Annotated in this window: 8 protein-coding genes; 1 reads left to right on the forward strand and 7 read right to left on the reverse strand. The window is 71.7% G+C overall.

Going from position 1 to position 20075, the window contains the following annotated elements; genetic code table 11:
- Positions 1-7 precede the first annotated feature (7 nt).
- The 7 genes from ACZ6BG_RS30295 to ACZ6BG_RS30325 all read right to left on the reverse strand — a co-directional run bounded on the left by ACZ6BG_RS30295 (position 8) and on the right by ACZ6BG_RS30325 (position 18823).
- Positions 8-1711: an ABC transporter ATP-binding protein gene (locus ACZ6BG_RS30295; RefSeq protein WP_469007416.1), complete on the reverse strand. Its 1704-nt coding sequence runs from the start codon at positions 1709-1711 to the stop codon at positions 8-10.
- A complete protein-coding gene (locus ACZ6BG_RS30300) occupies positions 1698-12713 on the reverse strand; it encodes a non-ribosomal peptide synthetase (RefSeq protein ID WP_469007417.1) in 11016 nt (3671 codons plus the stop codon). The genes ACZ6BG_RS30295 and ACZ6BG_RS30300 overlap by 14 nt, the downstream gene beginning before the upstream one ends.
- Before the next feature lie 77 nt (positions 12714-12790).
- Positions 12791-14578, reverse strand: a complete 1788-nt coding sequence (locus ACZ6BG_RS30305) for an ABC transporter ATP-binding protein (protein WP_469007419.1) — start codon at positions 14576-14578, stop codon at positions 12791-12793.
- A 2-nt stretch (positions 14579-14580) separates the two neighbouring features.
- Positions 14581-15642, reverse strand: a complete 1062-nt coding sequence (locus tag ACZ6BG_RS30310) for an iron-siderophore ABC transporter substrate-binding protein (RefSeq protein WP_469007420.1) — start codon at positions 15640-15642, stop codon at positions 14581-14583.
- Positions 15643-15755: 113 nt separating this feature from the next.
- Positions 15756-16595 carry an ABC transporter ATP-binding protein gene (locus ACZ6BG_RS30315; protein WP_469007421.1) on the reverse strand — a complete coding sequence of 280 codons (840 nt, stop codon included), beginning with the start codon at positions 16593-16595 and terminating at the stop codon, positions 15756-15758.
- Positions 16596-16638: 43 nt separating this feature from the next.
- Positions 16639-17733 carry a FecCD family ABC transporter permease gene (locus ACZ6BG_RS30320; RefSeq protein ID WP_469007422.1) on the reverse strand — a complete coding sequence of 365 codons (1095 nt, stop codon included), beginning with the start codon at positions 17731-17733 and terminating at the stop codon, positions 16639-16641.
- A 34-nt stretch (positions 17734-17767) separates the two neighbouring features.
- Positions 17768-18823, reverse strand: coding sequence for a FecCD family ABC transporter permease (locus ACZ6BG_RS30325; protein ID WP_469007423.1), 1056 nt, complete (start codon positions 18821-18823; stop codon positions 17768-17770).
- Positions 18824-19061: 238 nt separating this feature from the next.
- Between ACZ6BG_RS30325 and ACZ6BG_RS30330 the strand changes: the two genes are divergently transcribed.
- Positions 19062-20009: a methionyl-tRNA formyltransferase gene (locus ACZ6BG_RS30330; protein ID WP_469007424.1), complete on the forward strand. Its 948-nt coding sequence runs from the start codon at positions 19062-19064 to the stop codon at positions 20007-20009.
- Positions 20010-20075: the final 66 nt, after the last annotated feature.

The following is a 20075-nucleotide window of genomic DNA, read 5'->3' on the forward strand; positions in this document are numbered from 1 at the left end:
CGGAGGCTCACCGCGCCACGGCCGAGCAGTACGCCTCGTCGCTCGCCAGCAGGTTCCGGTGCGTGTCCTCGGCGGTGATGACCCCGTCGTCGAGGACCAGGACCCGGTCGGCCGCGTCCAGGAGGGCCGGGCTGCTGGTGATCACGAGCGTGGTGCGGCCCCGGCGCAGCTTCGCGACGTTGCGGGCGATGAGCTGTTCGGTGACCGCGTCGACGGCCGTCGTCGGGTCGTGCAGGACGAGGACGTCGGTGTCGGCGGCGAGGGCGCGGGCCAGGGACAGGCGCTGGCGCTGGCCGCCCGAGAGGTTCGCGCCGCGGTCGCGGACGGCGTAGTCGAGGCCGTCGCGGTGCAGGGCGACGACGTCGGTCAGCATGGACGCCTCGACGGCCTCGGGGACCGTGCGGCTGGTGCCCGAGGGGTCGATGTTCGAGCGCAGGGTGCCCGCGAAGATCTCCCCGTCGTAGGGGTTCACCAGCATGTGGGAGCGGACCGACTCGACCGACAGGTCCGCGAGCTCCTGCCCGCTGACCCGGACCACCCCTTCGTACGCGTGCGGCGGGACGTTCACGGCGAGGATCGCCGCGAGGTCGGCCGCCGCGCGCGGCTGGTAGGCGGTGATCGCCACGAACTCACCGGCGGGCACCTGGAACTTGAGCTTGCGCAGCGGCCCGTGCCGGACGCAGTCCACCTCCAGGTCGCCGCCCGCGGCCGGCTGCCCGGGCCCCGGGGTCGTCACCGGCGGCGCGTTGAGGACCAGCGCCATCCGCTCGGCAGACGCCCGCGCGACCATCACGTACTTGGGCATCTCCGAGAACAGCTTCAGCGGCTCCATGATGAACTGCGCGAGGCCCACGGCCATGACGAGTTCGCCGATGTTGATCTGACCGGAGAAGGCCAGCCAGCCCGCCGTGAGGGTCACGGCGGCGGCGAGGACCGCGTTGAGGGCGAGGGCGGCGCCCGCGTAGACGCCGTTGACCTTGGCGACGGTGATCGCCTGGTGCTTGGCCTCCGTGCTGACCTTGCGGTAGGAGCCGAACGCCGCGTGGTTGCCGCCGAAGCCGTGCAGCGGGCGCAGGCCGGTGATCAGGTCGGCGACCTTCGCGCCGGCCCGCGCCACCCGGGCCTGCTGTTCGTGTGTGCTGGACCCGATCCGCTTGGACATGACGCTCAGGACCGACAGGATCGCGACGGTCCCGACGATCACGAGCAGGCCGAGCCGGAAGTCGGCGAGGCCGAGGGCGACGGCCGCGACGACGATCGCGACCAGCGAGCTGATCAGCATCGGCACGACTTCGACGATGTCGGCGGTCTGGTCGGCGTCCTCGGTGGCGATGGTCAGGACCTCGCCGGACTTGAGGTCGACGTCCCTGGCCACCGGCTGGAGCCCGCAGGCGGCGACCCGCACCCGCCAGCGGTGCGCCTCGGTCGTGTTGGCCTTCTGCAGGATGCGCATCCCGAACCGCCACGACAGCGACACCGTCGTGATGATCACGGCGAGGGCGCCGATCGCGACGGCGAGCGAGCCGAGGCTGCGGTCCTCCCGCAGCGTGTGCTCGACGATCAGGCCGAGCGCGATCGGGAATGCGGTCTCCCCCGCCTGGTAGAGGCCCATGAGGAGGGTGCCCCCGGCCATGGCACCGAGGTTGCGCCGCAGTGCGGTGCGCAGGATGTCGGACCCCGGTCGGGGCCGCTGCGTGTCAGGAGTTGTCATCGAGGTGGCGGGCAATCGCTTCCGGGGTTCGCAGGGTGAACAGATCACGGATGGTGACCACAGGACCGTACTCTCGGCGGAGCAGCCCGATCAGGCGTACCGCCAGCATGGAGTGCCCTCCGAGGGACACGAAGTCGCTCACGGCGCTCACCTCGTCATCATCCAGGTCCAGGGCCTCGGCGAAGAACTCGCACACCACGGTCTCGGTCTCCGTCTGCGGACCGCGCTCCCCCGCCGTGGTGAGCGCGCCGAGCGGCTTGGCCTCCGGCAGCGCCTTGGTGTCAGCCTTCCCGTTGACCGTCAGCGGGATGCTGTCGACCTGCGCGTAGTGCGTGGGGCGCAGGAAGTCCGGCAGGGCCGTGCCCACTTCGGCGGCGACCTCGGCCAGGTCGGAGCCGTCGAGGACGAGATAGGCGGCGAGCCGGTACGCCCCGTCGACCTGCGGGTCCGGCTGGGCGACCGCGGCGACGAACCGCACCGCCGCGTGGGCCGCGAACGCGGCCTCGACCTCGCCCAGTTCGACCCGGTGGCCCCGGATCTTGACCTGCTGGTCGGTGCGGCCCAGGTACATCAGGTTCCCGTCGGGCCGCCGGACCACGAGGTCCCCGGTGCGGTACATGCGCGCGCCGGGCTCGCCGAACGGGCACGCCACGAACCGGTGGGCGGTCTGGGCTGACTGGCCGAGGTAGCCGCGCGCGATGCCGATGCCCGCCACGTACAGCTCACCGGGAACGCCGTCGGGCAGCGGCCGCAGCCACGGGTCGAGGACGTACACGTCGGTGTTGTCGATCGCGACGCCCACCACCGGGTCCTGGCATTCGAAGGTGCCGACGCCGAGGGTGTTGATCGTGTACTCGGTGGGTCCGTACAGGTTGTAGCCGACCGTGCCCTCGGTGTCGGCGAGCCGCTGCCACAGGGTCGGCGTGACGGCCTCACCGCCGAGGAGCACGAGCGCCGGGCGCCGGTCCGGGTGGTCGAGGAGGCCCTCGGCCGCGAGCTGCTGGGCGTACGTCGGCGTCACGTTGATGACGTCGATGCCGTGCTCCAGGCAGTACGCGACCAGGCCGGGCGCGTCACGGCGCAGCTCCTCGTCGCAGATGTGCACCTCGTGGCCGTCGGCGAGCCACAGCAGCTCCTCCCACGACATGTCGAAGGCGAACGACACGGTGTGCGCGATCCGGAAGCCCCGGTGGCCGTGGTCCGCGAGGACCGGCTCGAAGATCCGGCGCTGGTGGTTGATCAGCATGTTGGTGAGCCCGGCGTACTCGGTCACCACGCCCTTGGGCTTCCCGGTCGACCCGGAGGTGTAGATCGTGTACGCGGGGTGCCGCAGCCGGTCCGGGTCGTCCGGCGTGAAGGTCACGAACGGCTCGGCCGCCGGCAGCGGCAGATCCAGCTCGATCAGGTCGTCGGTGCCGATGACGTCCCCGGTCAGGCGGGGCGACACCGCGCTGACGGTGAGGATCACGTCCGGGCGCGCGTCCTCGACGATCGCGGCGATCCGCTCGTCCGGGTGGTCGAGCTCCAGCGGTACGTAGGCGGCGCCGACGCGCAGGACGGCGAAGAGCGCCACGATCGAGTCGAGGGAGCGCGGGATCGCGAGGCCCACGTTCGTCTCCGGGCCGATGCCCCGCCCGGCGAGCACGCCCGCCACCGCGCGGCTGCGGTCCCGCAGCTCGGCGAAGGTCATGGTCGCGCCGTGGGCGACGAGCGCCACCCGCTGCGGATCGCGGTCGGCCGCCCGGTCGAAGCGGTCGACGACGGTGTCCGTGCCGACGTCCGTGCGCTCGCCTGGCTCGGGCTGCTTCCCGAGGCCCGGCAGCGCGCCGACCGGGCCGGTGGAGCGGGCCAGGTCTTCGAGTACGCGGACGTAGTCGTCGAGGAGACGGCGGGCGTTCTCGGTGTCTCCGTCGCGGTGCTCCAGCTTGACCGTGAGCCGGTCGCCGGGGGTGACGACCCAGGTGAACGGGTAGTGGGTGGAGTCGTCGGCCTGTACCGATGTGATGCCGTGCCGGGCGTTCATCTCGGCGAACGCGTCCATGTCCAGGAAGTTCTGGAGCACGAACAGGTTGTCGAACAGCGTGTCGTGCCCGCTGGCCCGCTGGATCTCGCCGAGGCCGAGGTGCTCGTGCTCCATCGCCTCGACGCGCGCGCTCTGCACGGCCTCCAGGTATTCCCGGACCGTGGACTCCGGCCGCGCCCGCGTCCACATGGGCACGGTGTTGAGGAGCACGCCGACGATGTCGGAAAGACCCTCGCCGTCACGGCCCGATACGGTCACGCCGAACACGGCGTCGCTGCGGCCGGTGTTCGCGCCGAGCAGGAGCCCGAACGCGCCGGTCAGGAGCGAGTTGAGCGTGACGCCGTGCGCCTTGGCCGCGTCCCGCAGCAGGTCCGACTGTGCGGCGGACAGCGTGTGGACTAGCGCGGTCGGCAGTTCGTCCGACACGGTCGGCGTCGGACCCGCGAGCAGCGTCGGCCCCGGGAGCGCGGCCAGGTGGTCGGCCCAGAACCGTTCCGACACGGCCGGATCCTTGGCGGCGAGCGCCCGGGCGTGGTCCTCGAAGCCCGGCGTGGCCGGGGTCGGGTCGAGCGGTTCGCCCGCGAGGTTGGCCTGGTACGCGGCGAACAGGTCCCGCAGCACGATCTCGCGGGACCAGCCGTCCCACAGCAGCAGGTGGTAGCTGAGCAGCAGTCCGTCGCGGCCGTCGGGCAACCGCACCACGGTGAGGCGGATCAACGGCGGCTCGCCCGGGTCGAAGCCGGTGTCGCGGTCCCGGGTGCGCAGCGCCTCGACCTCGGCGTCCGTGGCCAGTTCGACCGTGCGCACGTCGACCCGGCGGCCCGCCGCCTTGAGGACCTGGACGGGGTTGCCGTCGTCGTCCGTGGCGAAGCCCGCGCCGACGACCGGGTGCCGCCACATCACGTACGACATCGCCCCGGCGAGCGCGTCGACGTCAAGACGCCGGTCGAAGGTGAACCAGCTCTGCGCCACGTAGTGCCCGGCCCGGCCCGCCATCTGGGCCTGGAAGAACAGGCCCCGCTGGAGCGGCGTGACCGGCGCGGTGCGCTCGGCCGTCCCGGCGACGTCCGCGACGCGCTCCAGCGCGCTGTGCCAGTGCTCGGTGATCGCGTCGGGGATGCCGTCGGCAAGGGTGAAGGCCGCGTGCAGCCTGCCCGTGCCCGCGTCGACCCACGCGTTGACCTCGACGGCGTAGGGGCTGCCCTGGTCGCCGCCGGTGAGGTGCGGCGCCTGGGACTCGCTGCCCCGGCCGAGGTAGTTGAAGAGCACCTGCGGGCGGGCGGTGAGCAGCGGGGCCGTCTGCGGGTTGAGGTACCTGAGCCGGCCGTACGCGACGTGCGCGCGCTCGTCCGGCTGCCGTTCGGCGACCTCGCGGGCCGCCGCCACGGGGTCGGTGTGCGCGCTGAGCCGCACGGGCGCGATGGAGGTGAACCAGCCGACGGTGCGCGTGTAGTCGTGGGGGTCCTCGACCGGCACCCGGCCGTGCCGCTCCAGTTCGACCGCGAGGTCGGTCGGCGTCGGCTGGACGTGCGTCAGCGCGGTGCGCAGCGCGCCGCACAGCAATTCGGTGAGGCCGATGCCGAGTGCGGCGGGTGCGGTGCGGGTGACGCGGTCGGTGAGGTGGGTCGGGAGTACGACGGTGGTCTCGCGCTGTCCCGCCGCTGCGGGAAGCAGCGAGGGGGCGTCGAGGGTGCTGACCCAGTGTCCGAGATCGTCGATGGCCTGCGCCGACTGGAGCGTCAGCGCGTCCGCGTACTCGGCGTACGACGTGGTCGGCGGCGCCAGGTCCGCCCCGCCCATGGCGGTGGCCAGGTCGTCGAGGAGGATCAGCCAGGACACGGCGTCGACGGCGAGGTGGTGCACGGTGACGACCAGGGTCCGGCTCGCCTCCAGCCACGAGAACGCGATGACGTTCCCGGACTCGGGGTCGAGCCGCCCGGCGGCTTCGTTCGCCACGGCCGCCGGGTCCGTGGCCTGCGTCCGTACGACGGTGACCTCGCGGGCGGGTTCGGTCCGCAGGGCCCATGCGCCGTGCTCCACGCGCAGCGTCAGGCGGAGCGCCGGGTGCGCGGCGACGACGGCACGCGCGGCGCGCTCGGCGTCGGCGTATCCGGTGCCCTTGGGTGCCGTCAGGGTCCTGGCCTGGGCGAACCGGGCGAGCGAGCCGCCAAGTTCGCGCTGGCGCAGGATGATCGGGGTCGGGGCGAAGGGGCCGTCCTCGTGGCGGGCGGGCGCGGGCGCCGTCGCGGCGGACGGGGTGCGCGTGGCCAGGTGCTCGGCGAGCCCGCGCGGCGTCTTCCACAGGAACATGTCCTTGGGCGCGATGTTCAGGCCGAGGGCCCTGGCGCGGTTGATGACGGTGATGGCGACGATGCTGTCGCCTCCGGCGCGGAAGAAGTCGGTGTCGGCGTTCACCTCCGCCCCGGAGAGCGCCTCGGTGAAGATGCCGACCAGTGCGTTCAGCGCGGCGTCGCCGGCGGGCGTTGCAGGGGGCGGCTGCGGCAGGTTCTCGCCCGCTGGTGCGTCGTGGCTGGTCGCGCAGTTCCCCGCGCCCCCACTGGGTTCGCCCGCACGCTCGGCCAGCGCCCTGCGGTCCAGCTTGCCGTTGACCGTCAGGGGCAGGGCGTCCGTCGGCAGCACCCGGCTCGGCACCATGTGCACGGGGAGCTTCGCCGACAGGCGGGCGGCGAAGTCGCCGGGCACCCGGCCCACCACGTGCGCCACCAGGTGGTCCCCGCTGTCCGCCACCGTGACGGCCACGTCGACGACACCGTCGAGTTCCCGGACCGCGGCCTCGACCTCGCCCAACTCGATGCGGAAGCCCTTGAGTTGGACCTGGTCGTCGGCGCGGCCGGTGAATTCGAGCTCGCCGTCGAGGGTGCGGCGGGCGAGGTCGCCCGTGTGGTACATGCGGGAGCCGTCGGCCGCGAACGGATCGGCCACGAACCGGCTCGCGGTGAGGCCGGGGCGGCCCAGGTAGCCGAGGGACACCTGGTCACCGGCGACGTAGATGGCGCCCTCGCGGCCCGGCGGCACCGGCCGCAGCCGGTCGTCGAGCAGGTAGGTGCCGAGGCCCGGGATCGGGCCGCCGATCGGGCTGACGTCGCCGCCGGGGCCGAAGTCTTCGTCGGTCAGGACCCGGTGGGTGACGTGGACGGTCGTCTCGGTGATGCCGTACATGTTGACCAGCTCGGGCGCGTCGGTGCCGTGCCGTTCGACCCAGCCGCGCAGCCGCCCGAGGTCGAGGGCCTCGCCGCCGAAGATGATCCGGCGCAGCGCCGGGACCGGCTCTCCGGCGTGCCGGTCGGCCTCGATGAACTGGTAGAAGGCCGACGGGGTCTGGTTCAGCACGGTCACGCCGCGCTCGCGGACCAGCTGGTGGAAGTCGACCGGGGAGCGTGTCAACGCGTAGTCGGGAAGCAGCAGTTCACTGCCGTGCGCCAGCGCGCCCCACAGCTCCCAGACCGCGAAGTCGAAGGAGAAGGAGTGGAACTGTACCCACACGTCGTCGGGCCCGAAGCCCATGTCGGGCTGCGTGTTCGCGAGCAGCGTGACCACGCTGGAGTGCGGGACGACGACGCCCTTGGGCCTGCCGGTCGACCCGGAGGTGTAGATCACGTACGCGGGGTCGCGCCAGTCCGCTTCGGGCGCGGTGGCGTCCCGCGGCCGCCCGTCCTGGTGCGTCTGCTCGTCCCCCTGGACGAGTACGCGTGCCGACACGCCCGCCCGCGCCAGCAGACCGGTGAAGCGGTCCCGCTGCTCCCGGTCCACGAGGACGACCTGCGGGGCCGCGTCCGTGAGGATGTACGCGAGGCGGTCGTCGGGGTGGGCCAGGTCCAGCGGTACGTACGCGCCGCCCGCGGTGACGACCGCGACCAGGGCGACGACCTGCTCGACGGAGCGCGGCACGGCGACGGCGACCCGTCGGCCCGGTCCGACACCGGCCGCGCGCAGCGTCGCGGCCAACGCGTCCTTGGCTTCGGCCAGTTCGCCGTACGTCAGGGACCGGGTGTCGCCGTCGAGGCCGCACTGGGTGACGGCGGTGGCGGCCGGGGCGCGGTGCGCGGCGGCGTCGAAGAGCCCGGCGAGGGTCGTCGGAGTGATGGGCGCGGGGCGCCGGTCGGCCTCGGGGGCGAGGTCGGCGAGGTCGGCGACCAGGGCGTCCGGCCGGGTGAGCAGGCCGGTGAGGGTGCGGGTGAAGGTACGCAGGATGTCCTGGGCGCTCGACTCGCGCAGCAGCTCGCCGTCGTAGATCAGGTTGAAGCGGGGGCGGCCGTCGAGGGCGCGCTCCACCACCAGCGTCAGCGGGTAGTGCGGGGCGCCCTCGTTGACGATGTCGGCGATGACGAGGGTGTCGTCGGGGCCGCGCAGCGCGGCCACGTCGGTCGCGACGTCGAACACCACCAGGGTGTCGAACAGGGAGCCGGAGCCCACCTGGCGGCCGATCCGCGCCAGCGAGACGTGCTGGTGGGGCAGGACCGCGCTCTGGTGTTCCCGCACCGAGGCGAGCAGGTCGCGGGAGGTGGTCGCGGCGGCCCAACGGGCCCGTACGGGGATCGTGTTGATGAACAGACCCACCATGTCCTCGATGCCGGGCACATCGGCGTCGCGCCCGGACACGGTGGAGCCGAAGACGACGTCCTCGGTGTGCAGGATGCCGCCCAGCGTCAGCGCCCAGGCGCTGTGCACGGCGACGCTCAGCGGCACTCCGGCAAAGCGGACGGCGGCGTCGATGTCGTCCCGCACCTCCACCGCGGTGTCGGCGAACCGGTCGGACGGGGTGTGCCCCTCGGCGACCAGCGACGAGCCGGGCAGCTCGGCCAGCTCGCCGCGCCACACCCGGTCGCTCTCGTCGTCGTCGCGTGCGGCGAGCCAGCTCACGTAGTCGGGGAAGCCGCCGCGCGGGTACACGGTGCCGGGCGCGTGGTACTCGGCGAGCAGGGAGCGCAGCATCGGCGGCACGGACCAGCCGTCGGCGATGATGTGGTGCACGGTCTGCACGAGGACGGTGCGCCCGGCGCCCGCGCGGACGAGCGTGTAGCGCATCAGGGGGCCGGTGGCCAGGTCGAACCCGGCGCGGCGGTCCCGCTCGGCGAGGTCGCGCAGCTCGTCGTCGGTGATGCCGGGGCGGTCCAGCGTGGTGAAGGGCGCCTGCGCGCCGCCGTCGAGGACGGAGACCACGCGGCCGTCGGCGAGGGCCACGAAACGCGCGGCCAGGTTCGGGTAGAGCGTGAGCAGCCGGGTGGCGGCCGCCGCGAGCCGGTCGGCGTCCACCTCGCCTTCCAGGGTCAGGAGTTGCTGCTCGACGTAGGCGCCCGCGGAGTCGTCGTCGAAGACGGAGTGGAAGTACAGGCCTTCCTGCAAGGGGGTCAACGGCAGGACGGCGCGCAGCGCGGGTCCGTCCAGGGCGTCGACGTCGGCCTGCGTGAGCGGCACCAGGGGGAAGTCGCTGGGCGAGTGGCCGCCCTCGTCGAGCGCGGCGAGGCCGGCCAGGGCGACCCGGAAGTAGTCGCCGATCGTCGTGATGTCGTCGTCGGTGAACAGTCCGTCGGGCCAGGAGACGGTGGTGACCAGCTCGTACTCGCCGTTCGCGGCGGGTTCGGCGATGGCGTTGAACTCCAGGGCCCGCGGCAGGCGCATCCTCGGGTCGCGCTTCTCGCCCAACTGCCCGGTGGTGCCCGCCAGTTGCCAGTCCCCGGACGCGCCCGCGTCGAACCGGCCCAGGTAGTTGAAGAGGACCTGCGGGGCGGGCGCGTCGAAGGCGGTGCCGGTGAGGTACCGCAGGGCGCCGTAGGGGACGCCGTTGCCCGGGACCCGGGCGAGGTCGTCCTTGACGGCCTTGAGCGCGGCGGCCAGGTACTCCGGCGCGGTCGGGTCCGGCGCCGTGCCGGGGTCGACGGTCACCGGGAACAGGGTGGTGAACCAGCCGACCGTGCGCGAGAGGTCCGGCTCGAAGCCCGCCGCGCCCGCCACGAAGCGGCCCTCGCGGCCGTGGCCCTCCAGCTCGATGTGGGCGTACGTCTGGTCCTGCCCGAGGTCGCGGCGCCAGCGGGCGAGGGCGACGGCGAGCCCGGTGAGGAGGACGTCGTTGACGCCCGCGTGGAACTTCGCGGGTATCTCGCCGAGGAGCGCGGCCGTGACCTCGGGGCCGACCGAGACGGTGCGGAGCCGCTCCCGCTCGACGGTGTCGGTCTCGGACAGCGCGCGCCTGGCCACCGGCTGGTCCGGTCCCGGCAGCGGCTGCTGGAAGTACGCGCGGTCCGCTTCGAAGTCCGCGCCCGCGAGGAGCTGCGTCCAGCGCCGGAACGACGTGCCCACCGGGGGCAGTTCGACCGACGCGCCCTCGCCGAGCCGACGCCACGCCGTGGCCAGGTCCTCCATCAGGACCCGCCAGGACACACCGTCGATCACCACGTGGTGGACGACCACGACGAGCTGCCGCTCCGCGCGGCGCCACACGGCGCGCAGCATCACGCCGTTCTCGGGGTCGAGCCCGTCGGTGGCGAGCGCGACGCACTCGTCCAGTGGCAGGCCGCTCTCCTGCCAGGACACGGACGCCTCGCCGACCTCCGGAATGTCGAAGCTCCAGCGGTCGCCGCGTATCAACTTGGCGCGCAGCATGGCGTGGTGGCGGACCAGGGCCGACAGGGCCTCGTCGAGCGTGTCGGCGGTCAGCTCCGCCGGGGTGTTCAGGACGACGGACTGGACGAAGCCGTCGATCGCGTCCGTGGTCTCGCCGAGCCACTGCACGATGGGCGAGCCCACGACGGCTCCGGTCGCCGTGTCGCCGTGGTCCACGGCCGTCACGTCCTCGCGGCTCGCCACCGCGGCGAGGGCGCCGACGACGCTGTGGGTGAAGATCTGCCGCGCCGTGACGTACAGGCCCGCGTCGCGCAGCGCGCTCAGGAGTGAGATCGCGAGGATGCTGTCCCCGCCGAGCTGGAAGAAGTCCTGGTCGACGCCGACCTCGTCGAGTTGGAGGAGGGTCGCGACGGCCGTGCACACCGCGCGTTCGTCGTCGGTCGTGGGCGCGACGACCGATCCCGCGCCGGCCGTGGGCTCCGGCAGCGCGTTCCGGTCGAGCTTGCCGTTCGCGGTGAGCGGGAACTCGGCCATCACGACGAGGTGGGCGGGCACCATGTACTCGACCATGTGCTCGGCGGCCCAGGCCTTGACGTCGTCCGCCCGCAGGTCCTCGCTGCCGGCGGCAGGGATGACGTACCCGACGAGGTAGGTGCCGCCCGCCGTGTTCTTCTTCGCGACGACACAGGTGTGCCGTACGGAGGGGTGCTCCGCGAGACCGGCCTCGACGTCCTCGATCTCCAGGCGCATGCCGCGGATCTTGATCTGGTTGTCGGCGCGGCCGAGGAAGTCCAGGGAGCCGTCGGGGGCGAAGCGCGCGAGGTCACCGGTGCGGTAGAGGCGGGAGCCGTCCCCGGCGAAAGGATTCGCCACGAATCGGGAGGCCGTCAGTCCTGGCGCGTTCACATACCCGCGCCCCAGCAGGAAGCCGCCGACGTACAGTTCGCCGCCGACCCCGACCGGGACCGGGCGCAGCTCGTCGTCGAGGACGTACAGCTGGGTGTTGGGGTTGGCCTTGCCGATCGACGTCGACAGGCGCTCGGCCTCGCCCCGGTAGATGACGTGCGAGACGCCGATGGTCGTCTCGGCCGGGCCGTAGCCGTGGTACATGGGGATGTCGAGGCGGGTGCGGAAGCGCTCGTACAGCTCAGGTGTGAGCACCTCGCCGCCGCACCAGACGTGGCGCAGGCTGTCGAGGCGGCCGGAGTCGCCCGCCATCTCGAGCAGGACGTCCAGCATCGACGACACCAGATAGGTGAAGGTGACGCGCTGTTCGGCGATGACGCCCAGGAGGTGGTGCGGGTCACGTTCGCCTCCGGGCCGCAGGACCACGAGCCTGCCGCCGCACACCAGCGGCAGGAAGATCTCGTTGATGGAGATGTCGAAGGACAGCGGCGCCTTGAACAGTGACGCGTCGTCGTGGCCGAAGCCGAGGATCTCGCCCACCTGCCACAGCAGGCGTTCGCTGATGGCCTCGTGGCGGATCATCGCCCCCTTGGGCCGTCCGGTCGAGCCGGACGTGAAGATCACGTATGCCAGGGCGTCGCCGGGGACGGTGACGCCGGTCCCGTCGGTGGGGTGGGCGCCGTACGCCCAGTGGTCGAGGTCGACGGCCACGGCGTCCGGTTCGCTCGCGTCGTGCTCGCCGGAGCCGTTCAGCTGCAGGACGACGCGGGCGTCGTCGATGACGACGGCTCGGCGCGCGGCGGGCCACTGCGGGTCGAGCGGGACGAACGCGCAGCCCGCCTGGAGGACGCCGAGGAGCCCGATGACCATCTCGGCTGAGCGGCCGAGGGAGATGCCGACGACCTGTTCGGCGGTGAGGCCGCGGTCGAGAAGGTGGTGGGCCAACTGGCTGGAGAGCTCGGCGGCTTGACGGTACGTCAGCGACCGGTGCTCGTCGACGATGGCGACGGCGTCCGGCCTGCTCCTGGCCTGCTCGCGGAACATCTCCACGATGGTCGGGCGGACCCGGTCGGCGTCGGTGTCGTTCCACTCGGCCAGGGTCGCGAGCCGGGCCGCGACGCCGGAGGGGCCGACGGTGCCGAGGGGCCGGTCCGGGAAGTCGGCCAGGTCGTCGAGGGCGAGCTGCGCGTCGGCCAGGTCGACGCCTTCCGGGACGGCGATGGTCCAGCCGTCCGCGCCGCCCGCGCCGTCTTCGGCGACCCGCCAGTCGTCCGGCCCCACCCCGCCGTTGTCGATCCAGCCGAGGACGTCGGCGAAGAGGATGCCGGGAGCGAGGTCGATGCCGTCGGGGCTCCGGCCCGTCACCCAGTACGAGAGGGCGAGGGCGCAGGCTTCGGTGATGGTCCTGTCGGAATAGTCGCCCGTGCGCCGGCGCGCGTCGGCCAGGCGGGCGGAGGAGAGGCGTACGAGACGCGCGCGCGATTCCATCATCGAAGCCCCAGCGTTCATCGAAGACTCAGCATTTCTTTCCGAGGGCCGAAAGGGAGCCCGACCTTACTAAGGTTTACCTAACTGCCTTCTCGCCAGGCCCGCCAGAGCCGTGCGTACCGGCCGCCCAGCGCCACCAGCTCGTCGTGCGTGCCCTGCTCCACGACGCGCCCCGCGTCCAGGACGGCGATGCGGTCGGCCGCCATCGCCTGGGTCAGGCGGTGCGCAACGAACAGCGTGGTCCGGCCCGCGCACGCGGCGAGCACGGCCCGTTCGAGCTCGGCGGCGCCCTCGCTGCCCGCCTCCGCGGTGGACTCGTCGAGCACCACCACGGGTGTACGGCCGAGCACGAGCCTGGCCAGGGCGACATGGGCGACCTTGGTGACGTCCAGGCGCTCGCCGCCCTCGCCGACCATGGTGTTCAGGCCCTCGGGCAGCGCCTCGACCCAGCCGTCGGCGCCGACCGTGCGCAGCGCGTCCATCAGCTCGGCGTCGGTCGCCTCCGGCGCGGCCAGGCGCAGGTCGTCGGCGAGCGGACCGGAGAACACGTGCGTCTCCTGCGTCAGGATGCTCACCAGGGCTCGCGCCCCGGCTTCGTCCAGGCCGGCCAGGTCGGTCGACCCGATCCGCACCGAACCGGCCTGCGGGGTCCCGATGCCCGCGATCAGCGCGGCGAGCGTCGACTTGCCCGCGCCCGTCGCGCCCACCAGGGCGAGCGAACCGCCCGCCGGGATCGTCAGGTCGACGTCCCTGAGGACCGGTTCCTCGGTGTCGGGGTAGCTGAAGGTCAGTCCGGCCACGGTCACCGGGTACGACAGGGCCTCGGCCGGGGCGACGGCGGTGTCGCCGACGAGCCGCTCCTCCGCCTCCTCCCCGAGGACCCCGACGAGGCGGGTCAGGCTCGCGCCGGACTTCTGCGCCTCGTCGAAGGTGAACATGATGGCGCCCAGCGGGGTGAAGAGCCGGTGGAACATCAGCGGGGCCGCCGACACCTGCCCGAGGGTCGCGGCGTCGGCCTCCAACAGGGCGTACCCCACCACGATGATGAGCACGAGACCGATGAACTCGGCGCGGTTCTCCCGGCCGACGAACCGGCCGAAGAACCGGAACACCTCGATGCCGTACTCGCGCACCCGCCAGGACTCGCTGGTGACCTTCTCGCGGAAGGTGTCCTCCAGGCGGTACGCCCGGACGGTGTCGATGCCGTTGAGTCCGCTGATCAGCGCCTGCGCGCGGTCGGCCTGGGCCACCCGCTGCTTGCGGTAGAGCGGGGCGGACCGGGGCAGGTACCAGCGCAGGGCCAGGGCGTACGCGGGCAGCGCGCCGGCGCCCGCGAGGCCGAGCCGCCAGTCGAGACCGAACATGCCGACCGTGGCGATGAAGACGAGGACGCCCGCGGAGAACACCGTGGGGATGGCCATGCGGATGCCCTTGGAGAGGACGGCCACGTCGTCACCGACCCGGGACAGCACGTCCCCGCGGCCGACCTGTTCGATCCGCGCGCTCGGCATCCCGAGGACCGCGCGGACGGCGCTTTCGCGCAGCCGCGCGAGCAGATCCGCGCCGAGACGTCCGATGAGATAGGTCGAGACCGCGGTGGCCACCGCGCCGAGCAGCGCGGCAGCCACCATCAGCACACCGATCCTGAGGAGCATCGAGCGCGACTCGCCCTCGACCACCCCGTCGACCACTCTGCCGAGGAGGAGCACGGGGAGAACCTGGAGCGCCGCCCCGGCCACCGTGGTGAGCACGGTGGCGGCCGTCAGCCAGGGCACCTCACGGCAGTGCGCCGTGACCCATCGGGTGGCCTCGCGTCCGCTCGCCGTGCGCAGGGCCGCCGGGGCGACCCTCGTGTCGGTGGTGCTCACACCTAGTCGACCGACTTGACGAGTTCGTCGATGGCGTACGGCAGGGACAGCAGGGTGGCCTGGGACATGGCCGCGCCGACCGCCGGGCCCTCGCTGTCGAGCAGGTAGGACACGTTGCCCTTCTTGACCGCGTCCAGGTTGGTGAAGAGCTTGAACTTCTTCAGCGCGGCCTGGTCGGCCTTGTCGTTGATGACGTAGATGTGGTCGACGTCGACCAGGTCGGTGCGCTCCGGGGAGAGCTGGGTGGAGAAGTTGCCGTCCGCGACCTTGTCGATCTCGGTCTGGTACTTGTAGCCGATGCCCGTCAGGAGGCGGCCGCGCACGTCGGTGGAGGTGAACGGGGCGAGGGACTTCTTGTACCAGGACAGCGCGACGGCGGTCTGGTTCGCGAGCTTCGGGTGGTCCTTCTTGGCCTTGTCGAGCTTGGCCTGGATGCCCGCGACCAGCTTCTTGCCCTTGGCCTCCTGACCGAGGGCCTTGCCGATGTGCAGGGCGTTGTCCTGCCAGGGGGCGCTGAAGAGTTCCTTCTCGCCCTTGGTGCGGCCCACCGTCGGAGCGATCTTGGAGAGCTTGTCGTAGGCGGCCTTGTCGACCTCGGAGTACACCGCGATGATCAGGTCCGGACGGAGCGCGGCGATCTTCTCGTAGTTGGGGCCGGAGTCACCGTTCTTCATGATGACCTCGGGCTTGGTGTCGCCCCACTCCTTCTTCACCCACGGCCACTGGGTGTTGATGTCGGGGGACTTGCCCGCCGGGTTCGGGTACTGGTCGGTCATGCCGACCGGCTTCACGCCGAACGCCAGGACGGCCTGGTCGTCGGTGTATCCGACGGTGACGACCCGCTTGGGGGCCTTCTTCACCTCGGTGGACCCGAACGCGTGCTCCACGGTGACGGGGAACTTCCCGGCGGCGGCCGGGGCGTTCTTGTCGCCGCCGTTGTCCCCGTCGTCCTTCTTGTCCGAACCGCATCCCGCGAGGAGTCCGACACTGAGGGTCGCGGCGGACACCATGGCCGCCAGTCGCCGCCAGGACCGCCTCTTGAGCGTCGTTCCATGGAGATGCATCCGAGATCCCTTGCTTTCACGCTGACCGGTGCGCCCCTGCCTAGGGCAGCCAAACTTTATCCTGCCAAAGTGAGGTTAGCCTAGCCTAACCTTCAACTTGCCACGTCAAGAGTTCAGTCGAGCGATACGTGCGTACGACCGATGGGCACGATCAGCGGCCGATCCCCCACCGGGTCGTCAATCACCTTGGCGCGCAACCCGAATGCCTCTTCCAGCAGATCCGCGGTGATCACGTCACGCGGATGCCCCTGCGCCAGGATCACCCCCTCGCGCATCACGATGAGGTTGTCGCTGTAGCGCGTCGCCAGATTCAGGTCGTGCAGCACCATGACCACGGCGCGGCCCGACTCGTGCAGATCGTCCACGAGGTCGAGTACGTCGACGGCGTGCGCCAGGTCCAGATACGTCGTCGGCTCGTCGAGGAGCAGCAGGTCGGTGCCCTGGGCCAGGGTCATCGAGATCCAGACGCGCTGGCGCTGACCGCCGGAGAGGGAGTCGACGGGCCGGTCGGCCAGGTCGGAGACGCCGGTCATGGCGAGGGCGCGCTCCACGACGGCGGCGTCGTCCGAGGACCACTGGCGCAGCCAGCTCTGGTGCGGATGGCGGCCCCGCGCGACCAGGTCGGACACCGTCAGACCCTCCGGCGCGACCGGCGCCTGCGGCAGCAGCCCGAGCTTCTTCGCCACGTCCTTGGTCCTGAGCTTGACGATGTCCTCGCCGTCGAGCACGACCGACCCCTTGGTCGGCTTCAACAGGCGCGCCAGCGTCCGCAGGAGGGTCGACTTTCCGCAGCCGTTGGGACCGATGATGGTGGTGATCACTCCCGGCGGTATCGCCACGTCGAGACCGTCGATGACGGTCCGCGCGCCGTATCCGACGCTGACGCCTTTCGCCGCGAGCCGCGAGGCGTCATCGACCCCGGACTCGATCTCGGTGATGTACTGAGCGACCACAAGCCCCCCTCGTTTATTTAGGTTTGCCTCACCTTTGTACCAGTTATTTCAGGTTCGCCCGCACCAGCAGATAGACGAGGAAAGGACCGCCGATCACGGCGGTGACCACACCGACCGGGACCGTGATCGGCAGTGCGGTGCGCGCGACCAGGTCCGAGCCGATGAGGAGCAGCGCCCCCACCATCCCCGAGGCCACCAACGGCGGTGTGGGGCAGCGCGCCAGACGCATCGCCACCTGCGGCGCCACCAGGGCGACGAACGGCACCGGGCCCGCGGCGCTCACCGACACGGCGGCGAGCAGCACCGCGCACAGGAGCAGGACCGCGCGCACCACCCCGAAGCGCACCCCGAGGCCCGCGGCGACCTCGTCGCCGAAGTGCAGGGGCTTGAACTGGAAGGCGACGCACGCCACGACGACCAGCAGGCCGAGCGTGCCCCAGAGCGCGATCCAGACCTCGTCCCAGGACCGGTTGTCCAGCGAGCCGACCAGCCACACCTGGGCGCGGGCCACGTCCTTGATGTCGGCCTCGACGAGCAGCCAGGTGGTGATCGCCTCCATCATGGCACTCGCCGAGATGCCGATGAGGATGAGCCGGAACCCGTCGATCCCCCGCCGCCACGCCAGGAAGTACACGAGCAGCCCGGTGCCGAGACCGCCCGCGAGCGCCGCCGCGGACAGGCCGACGGAGCTGACGACCGCCGCGGCGGCGCCGCCCGACACCGTGATCATGAACACCGCGACCGCGCTGGCGCCCTGGGTGATTCCCAGGATGTCGGGGCTGGCCAGTGGGTTGCGGGCGATGGACTGGGTGAGCGCGCCGGACACCCCGAGCGCGATGCCGACGACGAGCCCGGCGAGGGCGCGCGGCATCCGCAGATCCATGATCACGAACTCGTCGACCTGCTCGCCCCTGCCGAAGAGGGTGGCGACGACCTGGGACAGACCGATGGGGAAGTCCCCGATGCTGATGGACAGGCAGAACAGCAGGAAGGTCGCCGCCGCAAGGACCAGCGTGACGAACGCGATCCATGGCCGCCACACGAACGACACGCCGCCGAGCCGCACGCCCGGCGCCACCGTTGCCTTCACGTCCGTCCCGTTCCCCCGCGTTTTGACGCTGCGCTCTGTCCCGTTCATCCGCTTGTGAACTCTCCGTGTCGCCCTGTCTGGTTCATGCGCTCTTGAACTTTCCGCGCCACACCAGGACGGCGAAGAACGGGGCGCCGAGCAGCGCGACCACGACCCCCGCCTCCAACTCGCCCGGCCGCACCACCAAACGCCCCACGATGTCGCAGAACAGCAGGACGACGGCGCCGAGCAGGCCCGCGTACGGCACCAGCCAGCGGTAGTCGGGCCCGGTCAGATACCGGGCCAGGTGGGCCACCATCAGGCCGAGGAACGCGATGGGGCCGCACGCCGCCGTCGCCGCGCCCGCGAGCAGGGTGATGGCGGTGATGCCGATGATGCGGCTCAGGGCGATGTTCACGCCGAGGCCGCGCGCCACGTCGTCGCCGAGGTTGAGCAGATTGAGGGCGGGCAGCGTGATCAGCGCGAGGACCAGGCCGACGCCGACGAACGCGGTGATCGGCCAGATGACGTCGAAGTCGACTCCGGCCACGGAGCCCGCGTTCCAGAATCGCAGGGCGTTCAGGGACTCGCGGTCCGACAGCGCGACCGCGGTGGTCATGGCCGCGAGGAACACCGTGATCCCCTGCCCGGCGAGGGCGAGCGTCAACGGGTTGCCGGCTCCCCGGCCGATGCTCGCGAGCCCGAACACGACGACACCGGCGACCGCGGCGCCGAGGAAGCCGAACCAGACGTACTGGAACGGGCTGGAGAGCCCGAACACGGCGATCACCGAGACCACCGCGAACGAGGCGCCGGCGTTCACGCCCAACAGGCCGGTGTCGGCGATCGGGTTGCGCGTGTATCCCTGGATGAGCGCCCCGCCGACACCGAGGGCGATGCCCGCCACGATCGCGAGGGTCGTGCGGGGCACCCGCACGGTCTCCACGATGAGCCGGATCTCATTGAGCCGCCGGTCGGACTCCGGTCCCGCGAACAGTCCGTGCCACACCTCGGCGGGAGTCAACGCCCGCGCGCCGACGGCCAGGGACACCGCCGCCATGAGCACGAGGAGCAGTGCCAGGATGCCCAGACCCACGACCCGCCGCCGACGGGCGTCCACCACCCCGGCCGCGGGGCGCTCAACTGCAGTCGCGCTCATGTCGAAGTACGTTATCCCTTTGATCATCCAGGGACGCGGCCACCCTGCGGGCACGCTGACGAACGGCGCGTCATGGAGTTTAGGTGAGCCTAAGCTGAATGCGCGCACGTGTCGACAGGGCAAATCGGATGACTCGGCACGACAGCCCGCCAACGGGGGTTACGCAAGCGCACATTGAAAACTAAGGTAAGCCTTGCTTTACTGACGCAGGCCATTCCCTGTCCTGAGGAGGAACCCCATGCGGGTCGTCATGTTCGGCTATCAGACCTGGGGGCACCGCACGCTCCAGGCCCTTCTCGATTCCGAGCACGACGTGGTCCTCGTGGTGACGCATCCCAAGAGCGAGCACGCGTACGAGAAGATCTGGAGCGACTCGGTCGCCGACCTCGCCGAAGAGCACGGCATCCCCGTCCTCCTGCGCAACCGCCCCGACGACGAGGAGTTGTTCGCACGCCTGGAGGAAGCCGCGCCGGACATCATCGTCGCCAACAACTGGCGCACCTGGATTCCGCCGCGCATCTTCGGTCTGCCCCGCCACGGCACGCTGAACATCCACGACTCGCTGCTGCCGAAGTACGCCGGGTTCTCCCCGCTGATCTGGGCGCTCATCAACGGCGAGCCCGAAGTGGGCGTCACCGCGCACATGATGAACGACGAACTGGACGCCGGTGACGTCGTCCGCCAGGAGGCGGTCCCGGTCGGCCCGACGGACACCGCCACCGACCTCTTCCACAAGACGGTCGACCTCATCGCCCCGGTCACAGTCGGCGCCCTCGACCTGATCGCCTCCGGTCAGACGGAGTTCACCCCGCAGGACCGCTCCCAGGCGAGCTTCTTCCACAAGCGCTCCCTCGAGGACAGCCGGATCGACTGGACCTGGCCCGCGGCTGACCTCGAGCGCCTGGTCCGCGCCCAGTCCGAGCCGTACCCCAGCGCGTACACCTTCCACAAGGGCAAGCGCCTGGAGATCCTCGCGGCGGTCGTCTCCGAGGGCAAGTACGGCGGCACGCCCGGCCGCATCTTCTACCGCGAGGGCGAGGGCGTGGCGATCGTCGCCGGCGCCGACGCCCGCACCGGCCGCAACCACGCTCTGGCCATCACGCGCGTGCGCACCGAGGACGGCCGGGAGCTGGCGGCGACGGACTACTTCACGTCGATGGGCGGCTATCTCACCACCCGCCCCTGAGGCGCGCCGCCCGTCGTGGCCTGTCGGTACGTCAGTCGCCCGGCACCGGCCACGACGGGCTGCCAC

This window comes from Streptomyces sp. NPDC041205, assembly GCF_055591765.1.

Coding starts and splice junctions, on each gene's coding strand:
- ACZ6BG_RS30320 (WP_469007422.1), bottom strand. CDS start 17,733: ATGAACGGGACAGAGCGCAGCGTCAAAACGCGGGGGAACGGGACGGAC.
- ACZ6BG_RS30295 (WP_469007416.1), bottom strand. CDS start 1,711: ATGACAACTCCTGACACGCAGCGGCCCCGACCGGGGTCCGACATCCTG.
- ACZ6BG_RS30300 (WP_469007417.1), bottom strand. CDS start 12,713: ATGATGGAATCGCGCGCGCGTCTCGTACGCCTCTCCTCCGCCCGCCTG.
- ACZ6BG_RS30330 (WP_469007424.1), top strand. CDS start 19,062: ATGCGGGTCGTCATGTTCGGCTATCAGACCTGGGGGCACCGCACGCTC.
- ACZ6BG_RS30325 (WP_469007423.1), bottom strand. CDS start 18,823: ATGAGCGCGACTGCAGTTGAGCGCCCCGCGGCCGGGGTGGTGGACGCC.
- ACZ6BG_RS30310 (WP_469007420.1), bottom strand. CDS start 15,642: ATGCATCTCCATGGAACGACGCTCAAGAGGCGGTCCTGGCGGCGACTG.